Annotated in this window: 17 protein-coding genes and 1 tRNA gene; 10 read left to right on the top strand and 8 right to left on the bottom strand. The window is 67.5% G+C overall.

Annotated features, from left to right (window positions below; genetic code table 11):
• Positions 1-87 precede the first annotated feature (87 nt).
• The 4 genes from ACLB90_RS04855 to ACLB90_RS04870 all read left to right on the top strand — a co-directional run bounded on the left by ACLB90_RS04855 (position 88) and on the right by ACLB90_RS04870 (position 4,089).
• Positions 88-477 carry a CopL family metal-binding regulatory protein gene (locus tag ACLB90_RS04855; protein ID WP_411851868.1) on the top strand — a complete coding sequence of 130 codons (390 nt, stop codon included), beginning with the start codon at positions 88-90 and terminating at the stop codon, positions 475-477.
• A 104-nt stretch (positions 478-581) separates the two neighbouring features.
• Entirely contained in the window at positions 582-2,360 is a 1,779-nt protein-coding gene (locus ACLB90_RS04860) for a copper resistance system multicopper oxidase (protein WP_411851869.1), read from the top strand.
• On the top strand, positions 2,357-3,472 hold the full coding sequence (locus tag ACLB90_RS04865; protein ID WP_411851870.1) for a copper resistance protein B: 1,116 nt from the start codon (positions 2,357-2,359) through the stop codon (positions 3,470-3,472). Before ACLB90_RS04860 ends, ACLB90_RS04865 begins: the two co-directional genes overlap by 4 nt.
• A 104-nt stretch (positions 3,473-3,576) precedes the next feature.
• Positions 3,577-4,089 (top strand): N-acetyltransferase family protein, encoded by a 513-nt coding sequence (locus tag ACLB90_RS04870; RefSeq protein WP_411851871.1) that lies wholly within the window; start codon positions 3,577-3,579, stop codon positions 4,087-4,089.
• Between the two features lie 21 nt (positions 4,090-4,110).
• Here the strand turns inward: ACLB90_RS04870 and ACLB90_RS04875 are convergent, their stop codons facing one another.
• Positions 4,111-4,407: a zf-TFIIB domain-containing protein gene (locus tag ACLB90_RS04875; protein ID WP_411851872.1), complete on the bottom strand. Its 297-nt coding sequence runs from the start codon at positions 4,405-4,407 to the stop codon at positions 4,111-4,113.
• Between the two features lie 152 nt (positions 4,408-4,559).
• Between ACLB90_RS04875 and ACLB90_RS04880 the strand changes: the two genes are divergently transcribed.
• From ACLB90_RS04880 to ACLB90_RS04890, 3 genes are all read left to right on the top strand, one after another.
• Positions 4,560-5,330: a lysostaphin resistance A-like protein gene (locus tag ACLB90_RS04880; RefSeq protein WP_411851873.1), complete on the top strand. Its 771-nt coding sequence runs from the start codon at positions 4,560-4,562 to the stop codon at positions 5,328-5,330.
• Positions 5,331-5,387: 57 nt separating this feature from the next.
• Positions 5,388-5,789: a response regulator gene (locus ACLB90_RS04885; protein ID WP_411851874.1), complete on the top strand. Its 402-nt coding sequence runs from the start codon at positions 5,388-5,390 to the stop codon at positions 5,787-5,789.
• Positions 5,790-5,879: 90 nt separating this feature from the next.
• On the top strand, positions 5,880-6,545 hold the full coding sequence (locus ACLB90_RS04890; RefSeq protein WP_411851875.1) for a DUF3011 domain-containing protein: 666 nt from the start codon (positions 5,880-5,882) through the stop codon (positions 6,543-6,545).
• Positions 6,546-6,557: 12 nt separating this feature from the next.
• On the opposite strand, the gene ACLB90_RS04895 is transcribed toward ACLB90_RS04890, so the two are convergent.
• Entirely contained in the window at positions 6,558-7,223 is a 666-nt protein-coding gene (locus ACLB90_RS04895) for an MliC family protein (protein WP_411851876.1), read from the bottom strand.
• A gap of 166 nt (positions 7,224-7,389) precedes the next feature.
• Between ACLB90_RS04895 and ACLB90_RS04900 the strand changes: the two genes are divergently transcribed.
• Both ACLB90_RS04900 and ACLB90_RS04905 read left to right on the top strand, forming a co-directional pair.
• The gene (locus ACLB90_RS04900) at positions 7,390-7,803 is read left to right on the top strand and encodes a hypothetical protein (RefSeq protein ID WP_411851877.1); all 414 of its coding nucleotides are present in this window, start codon (positions 7,390-7,392) and stop codon (positions 7,801-7,803) included.
• Between the two features lie 116 nt (positions 7,804-7,919).
• On the top strand, positions 7,920-8,075 hold the full coding sequence (locus ACLB90_RS04905; protein ID WP_153164674.1) for a hypothetical protein: 156 nt from the start codon (positions 7,920-7,922) through the stop codon (positions 8,073-8,075).
• Positions 8,076-8,157: 82 nt separating this feature from the next.
• Here the strand turns inward: ACLB90_RS04905 and ACLB90_RS04910 are convergent, their stop codons facing one another.
• Together ACLB90_RS04910 and ACLB90_RS04915 are read right to left on the bottom strand one after the other, a co-directional pair.
• A complete protein-coding gene (locus ACLB90_RS04910; protein ID WP_411851878.1) occupies positions 8,158-8,406 on the bottom strand; it encodes a hypothetical protein in 249 nt (82 codons plus the stop codon).
• Between the two features lie 68 nt (positions 8,407-8,474).
• Positions 8,475-8,945: a PA2169 family four-helix-bundle protein gene (locus tag ACLB90_RS04915; protein ID WP_411851879.1), complete on the bottom strand. Its 471-nt coding sequence runs from the start codon at positions 8,943-8,945 to the stop codon at positions 8,475-8,477.
• 160 nt (positions 8,946-9,105) lie between these two features.
• Between ACLB90_RS04915 and ACLB90_RS04920 the strand changes: the two genes are divergently transcribed.
• Entirely contained in the window at positions 9,106-10,584 is a 1,479-nt protein-coding gene (locus tag ACLB90_RS04920) for a S41 family peptidase (RefSeq protein WP_411851880.1), read from the top strand.
• A gap of 705 nt (positions 10,585-11,289) precedes the next feature.
• On the opposite strand, the gene ACLB90_RS04925 is transcribed toward ACLB90_RS04920, so the two are convergent.
• The 4 genes from ACLB90_RS04925 to queC all read right to left on the bottom strand — a co-directional run bounded on the left by ACLB90_RS04925 (position 11,290) and on the right by queC (position 14,051).
• Entirely contained in the window at positions 11,290-12,156 is an 867-nt protein-coding gene (locus tag ACLB90_RS04925) for a hypothetical protein (RefSeq protein ID WP_411851881.1), read from the bottom strand.
• A 319-nt stretch (positions 12,157-12,475) separates the two neighbouring features.
• A complete protein-coding gene (locus ACLB90_RS04930) occupies positions 12,476-13,075 on the bottom strand; it encodes a DUF922 domain-containing Zn-dependent protease (protein WP_411851882.1) in 600 nt (199 codons plus the stop codon).
• Between the two features lie 159 nt (positions 13,076-13,234).
• Positions 13,235-13,310: transfer RNA gene (locus ACLB90_RS04935), tRNA-Lys, on the bottom strand.
• 75 nt (positions 13,311-13,385) lie between these two features.
• Entirely contained in the window at positions 13,386-14,051 is a 666-nt protein-coding gene (queC, locus tag ACLB90_RS04940) for a 7-cyano-7-deazaguanine synthase QueC (protein ID WP_017357007.1), read from the bottom strand.
• Positions 14,052-14,056: the final 5 nt, after the last annotated feature.

Here is a 14,056-nt window from a genome sequence, read left to right on the forward strand (position 1 = left end):
GCGGCGGTTGACGGAGTGGGCTCCAGAGTTGAACCCCGTGTTCAGCCACGGGTGCGCCTTCGCGGCGTTGGCGGTAAGGTGACGCCCATGACCGCCGGTGGCCTGCTCCTGCGCCTGATCCTGATGCTCAGCCTGTTGCTCAACGGGCTGAACGTCGCGCTGGCCGGTTCCATGACCCTGGCACTGGCGCAGCCGGCAGACACCGCCGTCGCCGCCCCCGCACCGCCCTGTCACGGCCATGAGGCCAGCGCACCGCCGGCACCGGCCGTCGTTCTCGACCACGCCCAGGCACCGCACGACGGCGACCACTGCAAGATCAAAGATTGCCTGCGCACCTGCGCGCAGCAGCCCAGCCTGGCCGTCCAGATCGCCTGGATCGCCACACCGGCGCCGCCGGCGCTGGCGCCCCTGCCCCCGGCACGCGCGACCCTGCCCAGCCTGCCGCTGGACCGCATCACCCGCCCTCCGATCGCCTGATCCCGCGCTCCCCGCGAGCGCCCGACTGACGCGATGCCCCGCGCTGCCTGCGCGGATGGCGTACTGGCACCTGCGCGTGCCATTGGATCCGATTCGGAGCTGCAATGTCCCACCCTACCCAACCCGGCCCGGGCGCCCTGCCCATGCCGTCGCGCCGCCTGTTCGTCCAGGGGCTGGCCGCCGGTGGCGTCGCCGCCGGCCTGGCCGCCACCGGCCTGAGCCCGCGCGCGTTCGCCGCCGCCGGTCCCGGCCTCGCTGCCGCCCCGCAGGTGCTCAGCGGCCAGGAATTCCAGTTGAGCATCGGCGAGTCGCTGGCCAACTTCACCGGCCGCACCCGCCCGGCGATCACGGTCAACGGCAGCCTGCCCGCCCCGATCCTGCGCTGGCGCGAAGGCGACACGGTGGCGGTGCGCGTGGCCAATGCGCTGCAGGGCCACCCCACCTCCATCCATTGGCACGGCATCCTGCTGCCCGCCAACATGGACGGCGTGCCCGGCCTGAGCTTCAACGGCATCGCGCCGGGCGAGGCCTACCAGTACCGGTTCACCCTCAAGCAGTCCGGCACGTACTGGTACCACAGCCATTCGATGTTCCAGGAACAGGCCGGGCTGTATGGCGCCCTGATCATCGACCCGCTGCAGCCGGCGCCGTACCGCTTCGACCGCGAGCACGTGATCATGCTCTCGGACTGGACCGACATGGACCCGGGCGCGCTGTTCCGGCGCATGAAAAAGCTCGCCGAGTACGACAACTACTACAAGCGCACCCTGCCCGACTTCCTGCGCGATGTGCGTCGTGACGGCTGGGCTGCGGCTACCGCCGACCGTGGCATGTGGGGACGGATGCGGATGACCCCCACCGACATCTCCGACATCAACGCGCACACCTATACCTACCTGCTCAACGGCACCACGCCGGCCGGCAACTGGACCGGCCTGTTCCGCAGTGGCGAGAAGGTGCTGCTGCGTTTCATCAACGGCGGGTCGATGACCTACTTCGACGTGCGCATCCCGGGCCTGAAGATGACCGTGGTCGCCGCCGACGGCCAGTACATCCACCCGGTCACCATCGATGAGTTCCGCATCGCGCCGGCGGAAACCTTCGACGTCATCGTCGAGCCCAGCGGCCAGGACGCCTACACCCTGTTCTGCCAGGATATGGGCCGCACCGGCTACGCCGCCGGCACGCTGGCGGTGCGCCACGGCCTGCAGGCCCCCATTCCCGCGCGCGACCCGCGCCCGCTGCTGACCATGTCCGACATGGGCCACGACATGGGCGGCATGGGACACGACATGAAGGGCATGGAAGGCGGCTGCGGCGCCAGCATGGGCCACGGGGCGCACGGCGGCAGCGACAAGGCCCCGCGCCACGCGCCGAGCGAGACGGGCAACCCGCTGATCGACATGCAGAGCATGGCCACCGAGCCCAAGCTCGACGATCCCGGCATCGGGCTGCGCGACAACGGCCGCCAGGTTCTCACCTACGGCGCGATGCGCAGCCTGTTCGACGATCCGGATGGACGCGATCCCGGCCGCGAGGTCGAACTGCACCTCACCGGCCACATGGAAAAGTTCAGCTGGTCGTTCGACGGCATTCCCTTCGCCAGCGCGGAACCGCTGCGCCTGAACTACGGCGAGCGCATGCGCATCGTGCTGGTCAACGACACCATGATGCAGCACCCCATCCACCTGCACGGCGTGTGGAGCGACCTGGAGAACGCCGACGGCGACTTCCACCTGCGCAAGCACACCATCGACATGCCGCCCGGTACGCGCCGCACCTACCGCGTGCGCGCCGATGCGCTGGGCCGCTGGGCGTACCACTGCCACCTGCTGTACCACATGGAAGCGGGCATGATGCGCGAAGTGAGGATCGAAGAATGAGCACGCTCACCGCACACTCCCCCCGCCTGCTGACGGCGGCGCTGCTGGCCGCGCTGTCGGCGCCTGCCTGGGCGCAGTCGCATGCGCATGCCACAGCGCCTGCGGAGACCGCGCCCCCCGCCACCGCCGGTACATCCTCCCACGCGGGCCACGGCGGCATGGACCATAGCAAGATGGACCATTCGACAATGGACCACGGCAGCATGGACCACAGCACGATGGACCATGCAACGATGGACCACAGCAACATGGACCACGCAGCGATGGACCACAGCAACATGGACCATGCAACGATGGACCACAGCAACATGGACCACGCAGCGATGGACCACGGCAACATGGACCACAGCACGATGGACCATGCCGCGATGGACCACGCGTCCCCCGCGCCGCGGGAACCGCTGGAGCCGATTCCCGCCGTCACCGAGGCCGACCGCATCGCCGCGTTTCCGCCGATCGACCACGGCGCGATGGAACACGCGCCGGAGATCCACAGCATGCTGCTGATCAACCGCCTGGAGCAGTGGGACGGGAAGCATGGCAATGGCCAGGCGTGGGAGGCCAGTGGCTGGATCGGCGGCAACATCAACCGCCTCTGGATGCGCAGTGAAGGCGAGCGCAGCGATGGCCGCACCGGATCGTCGGATCTGGAACTGCTGTACGGCCGCAGCGTGTCGCCGTGGTGGGACGTGCTGGTCGGGGTGAAGCAGGACTTCCGGCCTGCCGATTCGCGCACCTGGGCGGCCATCGGCATCCAGGGCCTGGCACCGTACAAGTTCGAAACGTCCGCCACCGCCTACATCGGCGAAGGCGGCCAGGTCGCCGCCACGGTCGAAGTGGAGTACGAGCTGCTGCTGACCAACCGGTTGATCCTGCAACCGCTGGTGGAGGCCACGTTCTCGGCCAAAGACGAGCCCGCGTACGGCACCGGTTCCGGCCTGAACAAGGTCGAGGCCGGACTGCGCCTGCGCTACGAGTTCAGCCGCCGCTTCGCGCCGTACATCGGCATCAGTCACGAGCGCCTGTTCGGCGATACCGCCGACCATCACGCGGCCGCCGGCGAAGATGCCCGCGACACCCGCTGGGTAGCCGGCGTGCGGGTCTGGTTCTAGACCTGCGTGTTCTAGACCTGCGTGCGTCCCGGGCGCCGCGTGCGCCCTGGACGCAGCGATGACGTAAGCTGCCGCACCGCTTCCGCTTCCGCTTCCGCGTTCCCATGCCCCTGCAGATCCGCCGCGCCAACGTGGCCGACGCCGACGCCCTGTCGGCCATCGCCATCGCGACCTACACCGAAACCTTCGGCGACTCCTACCCGCCCGAAGACCTCCAGACGTTCCTGCAGGCGCACTACAGCCCCGCCCCGCAGCAGCGCGAACTGGACGATCCGCACAGTGCGGTGTGGTTGCTGGAAGAGGACGGCTGCGCGGTGGGCTACCTCGCGGCCGGCCCGAACGGGCTGCCGCATGCCGACGCGCGCCCGGGCGATATCGAGCTTAAGCGCCTGTATGTGCTGGCCCGCCATCAGAGCGGTGGTCACGGCGCGCGCCTGATGGACGCCTTCCTCGCCTGGCTGGACCAGCCCGCACGCCGCACCCTGTGGGTGGGCGTGTGGTCGGAGAATCATGGTGCGCAACGCTTCTATGCGCGCTACGGCTGTGTGCCGGTGGGCCACTACGACTTCGTGGTCGGCGACAGCCGCGACCTGGAATTCATTCTGCGCCGGCCCTGAGGCCGGCGCTGCCGCACGCGATCAGAAATCGAACAGGTCCGACAGGAAGCTCTCTTTCTTCTTCTTGCGATAGCCCTGCTGGTCGCCGTACTGCTGGCCCAGATGACGGGTATCACGGTGCTGCACCGACGGCGGCGGCGGCGGAGGCGCCGCTGCGCGCACCGGTGCCGGCGCGGCGCCGCCTACCGACCGTTCGATGATCTTGTCCAGTTCGCCACGGTCCAGCCACACGCCGCGGCACTGCGGGCAATAGTCGATCTCGATGCCCTGGCGCTCGGACATCACCAGCGCCTGGGTCTTGCATACGGGGCATTGCATCGTCGCCACTCCATCGATCAAACCCCGACTCTACCCTGCCGCAGCGCCCCCCTGCGCAACGCCGCATGACTGATGGGCCCCCGACCTCTGTCCCATGCCCGCGCACTGCCCACGCCACACACTGTGTGCACCGCACGCCAAGGATGACGACCATGCCCACTGCCCCCCACCGCCCGTTCTGGCTCAGCGCCAGCCTGCTCGTCGCCACCCTGCTGGTGTCGATCAACCTGCGCGATCTGGCCGGCTGGGCAGGCCTGCCGATTCCCGGCCTGCCGATCCCCTTCGGCGGCGCCATCATCGACAACGGGCTGGGCGTGCTGCTGGTCCTCGCGGTCGCGGCCTGGCTGCGTCCGGACGTACCGCTGCGGCAGGCATTGGGGCTGGCCGGCAGCAGCTGGCAGGGGCCGGCCATCGTGCTGCTGGCAACGCTGCCGTGCTGGCTCGGCCTGTGGTGGCTGGGCGGCGTCAGCGCGGAGGCCCGCCTGCTGCCGCTGCTGATGCTGGCCGTGCTGTTCCCGCTGGCCGAGGAAGTCATCTTCCGTGGCTTCGGCGTCCTGTTCGCCCACCGCCGGCTGGGCTGGCCGTGGTGGCCTGCCGCCCTGGTACAGGCTGTCATCTTCGGCGCCATCCACTGGTGGTCGTTCGGCGGCGGCGGCGGCGTGGCACTGCAGGTGTTTGCGATGACCGGCATCGGCGGCGTGGTGTTCGCCGTGCTGTGCCGCCTGGACCGCAACACGTTGTGGAGCGCGGTGGCGCTGCATGTGTCGCTGAACATGGCCTGGAACGTCATGCAGGTCAGCGATGCCACGGCGATCGGCTGGCAGGGCAACAGCCTGCGCCTGTCGGCCGCCCTGCTGGCCGTGCTGGGGCTGTACCTGCTGCATCGGCATCACGCCCGTCCGGCCGCCTGCACGAACTGCTAACCTGCGCCGCCCCATACTTGCGCGCCGTTTCCGGCCAACCCCAGGGAATTCCGCGTCATGTTGTTGTCCAAGCGCCACGTCATCCCGCGCGTACTGCTGATCGAAGACACCGAAGACACCCGCGAGCTCAGCCGGCTCGCGCTGGAGAGCCAGGCCTGCGAGGTGACCGCGGTCAGTTCGGCCGAGGCAGCGCTTGGCCTGCTGCGTGCGGGCGAGCGTTTCGATCTGGTGTTCACCGATGTATGCCTGGGCGAGCTCAATGGCATCGATGCCGCGCACCTGATCCGCAGCGCCCAGCCCGGGCTGCCGGTACTGGTGACCTCCGGGCTGGACCCGGCCGAGGTCACCGCGCGCCTGCGCGAGGGCATCCATTTCCTTCCCAAGCCCTACTCGATGAGCGAACTGCTCGACGCCATCCGTGGCTGTTTCGGTGCGATGGAAACCGGACGCGCCGCCTGACCCGCGCCGCGTTGCGCCTTCATCCGTTTTTCATCCGCCACTGGCATCGTTCAACCCACAGGGCCCGCCCGTGGGCCACGGACCCATGCCATGCAGACACGCCTTCTGTTGAGTGCCCCACTGCTGTTGCTCGCCACCCTGGTTGACGCGCGGGCCGACGATGTCGTCACCTGCGAGAGCCGCGACAACCGGTATCACGCCTGCACGCTGCCCTATGCCGGGCATGTCAGCCTGGATCGGCAGTTGTCCGGCGCGGACTGCCGCCAGGGCCGCAGTTGGGACTACGACCGCCGCGAGGTGTGGGTGGACGACGGCTGCCGCGCCTCCTTCCGCGTGCAGGGAGGCGGCTCGCGCCATGACCGGGACGACGATGACAACCACGACGCCAAGGTTGCCGCCGGCGTGCTGATCGGTGCGGCGATCCTCGGCGCACTGGTCCACAACGCCAACACGTCCGACGATCGCTACGACGACGACCGCTACCAGGGCGCCCGGCATACCTCGTACGTGCCCACCTGGATGATCGGAGAGTTCGAGGGCTACAACGCCATGTACGGTGCCGATATCCGCATGCGCATCGACAGCGACGGGCGCATGTCGGCGCAGGCGCGCGGCCAGACGCTCTCCGGCTGGGTCAACGGCGGCCGGCTGAATGTCGGGGACAGCGTGTTCGACATCAGCCAGAGCCGCGACGGTTTTGTCACCACCGAGGTGGGCGACCGCCAGAACGAAGTGCGCTACCGCCGCGTCCGCTGACGTGCAGACGCGTCAGCGTTCAACCGTGCAGCGCAGTGCGGTGCCGTAGAACTCCAGCGTCGCCTCGCCCTGGTGTTCCCAGAACTCCACGCCTTCGCGGCCATAGCGGCTGCCGCTGGCGCTCTCGATCGGGAACACGATGGCCTGGTCGGTACCCAGCGTCACGATCGCCGCCGCCGGGTCGATGTCGTTGTAGAACACCACCTTCAGCGGCTTGGCGGCGTCGTCGCAGCGATAGGTACCGGTCGCGCTCGCGCGCACGCCGCCGCTGTTGACGGTCAGCTCCACCAGGCGCGTCTGGTAGGCCTCGCGCAGGCACTGGCGCGGGTCCACCGCGCGCGTGCAGGCGTCGCGGCCCTTGATCCAGCCGCGCTGCTCGGCAGCGATATCCAGTTCGTCCGGTGCGGTCTGCACACGCTTGTACTGCGCGGCCAGCTGGCGGTCCAGCGCGGCCAGCCCTTCGTCGGTACACACCCACTTTTCCGCATCGGACGTGGCCTTGGCGCAGTCGAACGAGGGTGTGGCGGTGGCCGTATCCGACGGCGCTGCAGGCAGTGCGACGGGGGCGGTGCGCGCTGCAGGCGCCGCTGCGGGGGATGCAGGGTCGGCCGGCTCGGGACTGCGCGAGCAGCCCACCAGGGCCAGTGTGACGGCAACGGCAAGGGCGATACGGTTCATGCAACCTCCAGCGGTACGACAACGGACAGGCTCGTATTCTGCGCGCACCGGCGCGCAACGGGTATCGCCCGCAGTATCGCCACCTCCGCGTTGAGGGCAGGTGCACGCCGCTGCGCGTACGGCGCGCGGACGGTAGGATGTGGCCCTCTTGCAAAAAGGATCCTGCATGTCGACCGCCAGCACTGCCCCCGCGCCTTCCTCTGCGCCCGCCTCCGCGTCTTCTGCCAGGACACCACCGCCAAGCCGGCGCGCGCGTGTGGCATGGCTGGTCCTGCTGCTGTCATGGCTGAGTTTCCTGCTGCCGTGGGGCTGGGCCGGGTTGTTGCTGGGGATCGCGCTCGGCCTTTGCGGCGGCGTGCTCGCCATCGCGACGATGTTCAAGGGCGGCGTGCTGCTCGGGCTGTTCCAGCTGCTGCTGTCGCTGCTGGTATCGCCGGTGGTACTGCTTGTCGGCATGGTGTACTTCAGCGGCCTGATCGACGATGAGCAACTCGACGTGCGCGACCAGCACCGCTACGAGCGCCAGCACGAACACGACAGCACTGACACGCTGATTGACGTGATCGACCTGTTCATCTGAATGGATCCACGCACGGGAACGGGCACTAACCCTACCCTCATGTGCGTGCGACCGCTGCGTAACGGCACCCGGTCCAGTATGGCTCCTGCGACATCACGTCGTATTGGAGTAACACCATGTCCACCATGCAGAACAACGAAAACAACGTCCAGAAGAATGCCGCTGCCCAGACCGACCAGCAGAAGGAGCAGGAGCGCAAGGACGCGTTGGCCAAGCAGCAGAAGCAGCAGCAGGACAACAAAGACAGCACCCGTTCGCCGCAGCAGAAGTAACAGCGGCGGCGTTGCACAGATTCGGTGGGGCTGCGCGTCCGCGCAGCCTCACGGGTCTAAGGGGTTGCAACGGCGCGGGGAATCAGCTCGCTACATGCAGCGTTTCCCAGCGCAATGGCGGGGCGGCCAGGTGGCCTTCCTGTTCCATCGACAACCACGCGCTGCCGGCGACCGACGCGTTGATCACGTCAAGCACGCCGGGCGCCAGGCGGAGGCCATCGCCAACCGCCACCAGCATCGTGCGACGGTGGAACAGTACGCCGTCTTCCAGCAGACACCCCTCGCCCAGACGCAGGCGCCTGCCCGTCGAATCCTTCAGTACGATCATCATTGACCCGCTCCGTGGCGGGCACGCCTTGCGCGCCGCCGTTCCTGTTGCATGAGATGTCCGACGCTTCCTCAGGGATCGCGCGCGCGCATGGTGTTCAGCCGCCCGCGCATGTCGTCGCGGCACAGGCGTGTGTCGCGCAGCATCGCGTCCAGCGTCCCGCACGTGTCCTCACCAAGGTCACCGTGGCGTACCGCCGCTTCCATGACCCGGATCAGCCGGGCCTCGCTGGCCTGGCTTTCGCTCAGATACTGGATGCCTGCATCGCCCAGCACCGTTCCCAGCCAGCCGAAATAGCCGCGTACATGGCCGGCGATCGTGCCGTGTCGCACGGGCCGGCCGCCTTCCAGGCGTACCAGGCCGCTCACGCGGTCCACCACCCTGGCGTTCGACTCGGCCATGCGCATCAGCAGCGCGCCCAGGTCCGGGTCGTTGTCCTGCATGTCCGCTACGCCGCGCGCATACAGGTCATGCCCGTCGCGGGCCACGCCGATGATCTGGTTGAGCACGCGGACGCGCGGGCCGGTGTTGATGGTCTTCATGGCACCGCTCCGTGGGATCGTCGATCCCGACTTCAGGGGTACGGCCTGATCATGCGCGCGGTTGCGGAACGGGGGTGTGAGGGCGCTGTTGTTTGCTAGCATCCTGCAGGTTCCATGCAGACACCGGCGCAACGGCGCGCCGCACCCGCGGAGATCACGGATGACACCACGCACGCTACGGATGGCGCTCACCGGCGCACTGCTCGGGGTGCTGGCAACGGCACCTGTCCACGCCGCCACCGAGGTGGACCGCGCCGCCTGGCGCGCCGATCTGGCCGCGCTGACGCAGACGCTGCAGGACGACTACGCCCACCTGGCCTGGATGGCGTCGCCGCAGAGCGGTGTGGACCTGCCGGCCCTGGCGCATGCCGCCGCCCGCGCGGTGGACGAAGCGCACAGCGATGCCGAAGCGGAACAGGCACTGCGCACGTTCGTTGCCGGTTTCCATGATGGGCATCTGGCCCTGCTCGACCGCCAATCAACCGATGCACCCGGGCCGATGCCCGCCCCGGTGGACCCGCGCGCCCTCGACGCGACCACCGGCTGCGCGGTGCTGGGCGTGGTCGACGAAGGCCGCCAGGACTACAGCCTGCCGCTGCAGACGCTGCCGGCGTACCGCGCCGTCGGCGGCAACGCCGAGCCGGCCCTGCGCAGCGGTGTGATCACCCTCGCCGACGGACGCCGCCTCGGCCTGCTGCGCCTGCACGAGTTCGACGCGCTGCGCTATCCCGGCCTGTGCCATCGGCTGTGGCCGCAACTGCGCCACGCCGATGGGGTGCGCACCATGCGGGCCACGCTGCAGGAGGCCTGGGTCGCGCAGATCGCCGCCACGCTGCGTCGCTTCCGGCAGCAGGCCGTGGACGCCGTGCTGGTCGACGTCGGCACCAATCCCGGTGGCGACGACAGCGGCGACACCCTCGCCCGCCTGTTCACCGATCAGCCGGTGCGCTCGGCCACGTTGCAGATGAGCGCGTCCGGCGCCGGCGTCGACTATCTGCAGGAGCAGTTCGAGCGGCTCGACGATGCATTGACCCGCCACCGGCCCGACGCCCGTGCCCGCCCGATGCTGACGCAGCAGCGCACGGCGTTCGCCACCGCGCTGCGTGCCGCACAGACCCCCGCCTGCGACCTGTCGTGGGTCTGGCAGACCCAACAGGACTGGTCGGCGCAGCGCTGCCGGCGCCTGGTCGCGGCGGGCACATCCGGCGGCCCGTTGGCCGACCCCGCAGTGGATCGGCTTGACGATTTCCTCATCGCCCATCGCCTGGACTGGGCACAGGACGTGCGTGCGCATCGCGGCGCCTGGAGCGGTCCGGTCTATCTGCTGATCGACGGCAAGACCTCGTCCTCGGCGGAGATGTTCGCGGCCCGCCTGCAGGACAACGGCATCGCGCGGGTCGTGGGCAGCCGCAGCGGTGGTTACGGCTGCGGCTTCATGAGCGCCGCAGCGCCAAGCGAACTGCCCAACAGCCATCTGCGCGTGCGCATTCCCAACTGCGTGCGGCTGCGCGCCGATGGCAGCGACGAAGTCGCCGGCATCGTCCCGGATCTTGCGGTCGGCGCGCGTGCCGGCGAATCCGCGCGCGCCCGTGCGCAACGCGTGCTTGATGCCATCGATCTCGACCTGACACGACACTGACGCCGGGCCAGGCGCAGCCTGCCCTGCTCGCTGACCCGAATTTCCCATCAGGAGCATCAACACTGGTCTGCATGCCGGTCGATTCTCGAGCGTTGCCGGGATGGACCAGGGATGACGGTAGCCGACACTGCACCCCCCCCTAGAATCAGGCTGGCGCAACAGGGCTGTGGACCAGCGGCCCAAAGCCCCAGTAGAGGCTACTGTTGACGTGTCCTGACGGGCGTCTTCTTCTTGTCACTGCTTCCGGGATTGCTGAGCGGACCAATGGAGACCCCACCACTTCTTCCAGGACCCCCACTACCTGGTATCACCGGATTCCCAGAGGGCACACCCCCTCCCCCGGACCTGGGTCGCGGATTCGTCGATTGCTCACGAACCCTATTACCTTCATAGCCAATCTCGGTCTTGATGTAGTCGACACAGATGTATCCGTTGCAGACGGTAATGACATCGCCAGGATAGATATTCAGTTTGTCGAGTGCATTCGGCCCCCAACGCATGACGCGCTCGAACGTGTCCAGAAACACTCTTGTTGCCACGTCCGGCGACGGCCGCCCAAGCGAACAGGCACTGCATTCCACGACGCAATTCGCTTTCCTGCTTGAGCATACGCAATGCACATCCATATGCCAGCGGCCATCGCCACGAGCAATCCAATTCCCCAAGCCACACCTGGCATCCTGCCTTCCACCTGAATTTTCATTCTCACTCTCCACAGCATCGTCTGATGATCTGACGAGCGCGGCGCTCTCCGCGAACCGTTTCTGCGGGTGATAAGCCGGCGCGGTATGCGCTGAGCAGCTCCTCGCTGCCCGCAACCTGAGCCAACACTTGGACAGCAGACGCGTAGGCGTATCCTTCGCTTTCGTTGCCCTCGACGATGTCGCCTCTGCCATAGGCACTGGACAACGCCATAAGCGCATCCACACTTCCCACGTCAGCTGCGGCTTCAAGATAGAACCGCGCTTTGTACTTCCACTCCGAGAAACGCTCCGGATCCCTGAGATGGACGGACGTGTCCGTGCCGAGCACGTGATTGGGATTTTCTGCATAGACCAGCATGGCCTCGATACTTCCCTGGTCCGCAGCTCGCGTGAGCCAGTCGACATCCATGATCTCGGGGGCAGCGAGCAGCCCCTCGCATTGTTGGAGCCGCCGAATGACATCGTCGGCGCCATCTACAGCCGTGACGCTACCGACGATCATCCTCCGGCAGTCCAGTACAGCCAGGAATATTCGATAGGTTGCCGTTCCGTCACCCTGCTCCGATTGCCTCAGGTTCTGTTGGACGTGAAGCAGTGCATCGCCATCAGGACGCAGATCTTCCGCACGTACAATGCTGAATGCCTTGGGACCGTGCCGGGTAACGAGCCGCGTCTCAACCGCTCGCGGGCCCATTTTCAGCCTGGGCGAAGGTCTTGCCTGTATGGCAGAAAGGGGGGGCTTCATGGCTGCGGGCATGCCGGAACCGCTGGCGACACGGGGACGTGCGGGCTCGCCACGTCGGACGAACAGATGGACGGAATAGGCCAATACACCGACGAGCAGAATCCAACACATCATCGCTTTCATACGGGGCGCGCCCACGTGGAGAAAAGGTGCTGCCTCCCCCGAAGATCACTTGTTCAGCGAAAGAATCCAGCGCGTCGATATTCGCGCTGGGAACTTCCTTACACCATCTGGGAACTGCCCACCGTGGTGTGGGAATTGGCCGAATCGACCGTAGGCATCGGTAATCGACACTACATCGGCTGGCTCGTGAATCGGCGTCATGGGCGGGCGACCGTCAGCCAGACAGCACCTGCGAAGATGCTGGGCCTGTCGTGTACCGGCTAGCGCTCCATGATGGCAACAGAGCGCACGTATCGCGCGGCGGCGTTACTGAGGAGCCTCAGAGCTGCGCGCCCTGCGTGGCGCCATGCCCGGTGGTCGCGTCGTACTCGATATCGCGCGCCTTGAATTCCTGGATCACGGCTTTGCCGATCTCATCCAGCGAGGCGGTCAATGCTGCGCAGGTGGGACTGCGCTTGACCGCCGCCGCACGACGTTCGAGCTCGACCGCCGCCAGCGCACCGGTCTCCACGTGGCCATCCTCATGCAGGCGCAGCGCCTGGCTGTACCGTTCCCATTCGCTGCGCAGCGCCGGCGCTGCGCGATCCACATCCACCCAGCGCGGCAACTGCATGGTAGTGCTGCGCTGGACGGTGAATCCGGTCAGCCGGCAGCCACCGCGATCGGTGCTGTAGTTGTAGCGCCACTGCAGGTTCCAGTTCACCTGGCCGTGATGGCGCTCGCCGTCGTCATCGACTGGACCCAGGGCGCTCAGCGACGCGCGCAACTGCGCAAGCGTGGTTCCCTGCACGTCGTAGTACTCCACGGCGAGCCCAGCGTCGGGTGCTGCATGTACGGTCGGCACGTAAAGAACGGCGAGCAGCAGCGCGCCCTTGCCTGCGCGGCGCACCCACGCAGCGAGCCCATCGCGTGCCGCCATCGGTCCGTTCGTTGCCGATGCTGCGGTGGTGTGCATTCCCTGCGTCATTCGCTGTCCCTGCTTTCAATAGAGCAGAAAGATTGCGTGAAATGGCGACGAGCCGCAATGTGGCGAAACGAAAAAAGGCGCCCTCGCAGGCGCCTTCGTTCATGGATGCAGTGGTGGGCCGTGATGGATTCGAACCATCGACCAAAAGATTAAAAGTCTTCTGCTCTACCGACTGAGCTAACGGCCCATTGCATGCCCCGACATCGCTGCCGGGGGTGCGCATTCTAACCTATCTTGGCGCGCAGGCGTACCCGTGTGGCAATCAGGCGTAACGGGTGGGATCGGCCACGCCGGCGTCGGCGAAGCCCTGCGCGCGCAGGCGGCAGGCATCGCAGTGGCCGCAGGCCGCGCCGCTGTCGTCGGCGTTGTAGCAGGACACGGTCAGGCCGAAATCCACGCCCAGGCGCACGCCTTCACGCACGATGTCGGCCTTGCTCAGGAACTGCAGCGGGGCGTGCACCTGGATGCCCGCCCCTTCCACACCGGCCTTGGTGGCCAGGTTGGCCAGGGTCTGGAAGGCCGCGATGAATTCGGGGCGGCAGTCCGGGTAGCCGGAGTAGTCCACGGCGTTGACGCCGCAGAAGATGTCGTTGGCGCCCAGCACTTCGGCCCAGCCCAGTGCGACGGACAGCATGATGGTGTTGCGTGCCGGCACGTAGGTGACGGGGATGCCCTCGCCGCCCGCCTCGGGCACGTCGATATCGTCGGTCAGCGCCGAACCGCCGATGCTGCGCAGGTCGACGTTGACGGTCTTGTGGGCGACGGCGCCGAGCGCCGTGGCCACCGCGGCCGCGGCATCCAGTTCGGAGGTGTGGCGCTGGCCGTAGCGCACGCTCAGCGCATGGACGGCGAAGCCCTGCTCGCGGGCGATGGCGACGACGGCGGCGGAATCCATGCCGCCGGACAGGAGGACAACTGCATTCTTCATGGGGT

This window comes from Stenotrophomonas sp. LGBM10 (assembly GCF_046736075.1).
GTDB lineage: Bacteria > Pseudomonadota > Gammaproteobacteria > Xanthomonadales > Xanthomonadaceae > Stenotrophomonas.

Coding starts and splice junctions, on each gene's coding strand:
- queC (WP_017357007.1), bottom strand. CDS start 14,051: ATGAAGAATGCAGTTGTCCTCCTGTCCGGCGGCATGGATTCCGCCGCC.
- ACLB90_RS04880 (WP_411851873.1), top strand. CDS start 4,560: ATGCCCACTGCCCCCCACCGCCCGTTCTGGCTCAGCGCCAGCCTGCTC.
- ACLB90_RS04870 (WP_411851871.1), top strand. CDS start 3,577: ATGCCCCTGCAGATCCGCCGCGCCAACGTGGCCGACGCCGACGCCCTG.
- ACLB90_RS04905 (WP_153164674.1), top strand. CDS start 7,920: ATGTCCACCATGCAGAACAACGAAAACAACGTCCAGAAGAATGCCGCT.
- ACLB90_RS04855 (WP_411851868.1), top strand. CDS start 88: ATGACCGCCGGTGGCCTGCTCCTGCGCCTGATCCTGATGCTCAGCCTG.
- ACLB90_RS04930 (WP_411851882.1), bottom strand. CDS start 13,075: ATGGCGGCACGCGATGGGCTCGCTGCGTGGGTGCGCCGCGCAGGCAAG.
- ACLB90_RS04920 (WP_411851880.1), top strand. CDS start 9,106: ATGACACCACGCACGCTACGGATGGCGCTCACCGGCGCACTGCTCGGG.
- ACLB90_RS04875 (WP_411851872.1), bottom strand. CDS start 4,407: ATGCAATGCCCCGTATGCAAGACCCAGGCGCTGGTGATGTCCGAGCGC.
- ACLB90_RS04910 (WP_411851878.1), bottom strand. CDS start 8,406: ATGATGATCGTACTGAAGGATTCGACGGGCAGGCGCCTGCGTCTGGGC.
- ACLB90_RS04925 (WP_411851881.1), bottom strand. CDS start 12,156: ATGAAAGCGATGATGTGTTGGATTCTGCTCGTCGGTGTATTGGCCTAT.
- ACLB90_RS04865 (WP_411851870.1), top strand. CDS start 2,357: ATGAGCACGCTCACCGCACACTCCCCCCGCCTGCTGACGGCGGCGCTG.
- ACLB90_RS04915 (WP_411851879.1), bottom strand. CDS start 8,945: ATGAAGACCATCAACACCGGCCCGCGCGTCCGCGTGCTCAACCAGATC.
- ACLB90_RS04860 (WP_411851869.1), top strand. CDS start 582: ATGTCCCACCCTACCCAACCCGGCCCGGGCGCCCTGCCCATGCCGTCG.
- ACLB90_RS04900 (WP_411851877.1), top strand. CDS start 7,390: ATGTCGACCGCCAGCACTGCCCCCGCGCCTTCCTCTGCGCCCGCCTCC.
- ACLB90_RS04890 (WP_411851875.1), top strand. CDS start 5,880: ATGCAGACACGCCTTCTGTTGAGTGCCCCACTGCTGTTGCTCGCCACC.
- ACLB90_RS04895 (WP_411851876.1), bottom strand. CDS start 7,223: ATGAACCGTATCGCCCTTGCCGTTGCCGTCACACTGGCCCTGGTGGGC.
- ACLB90_RS04885 (WP_411851874.1), top strand. CDS start 5,388: ATGTTGTTGTCCAAGCGCCACGTCATCCCGCGCGTACTGCTGATCGAA.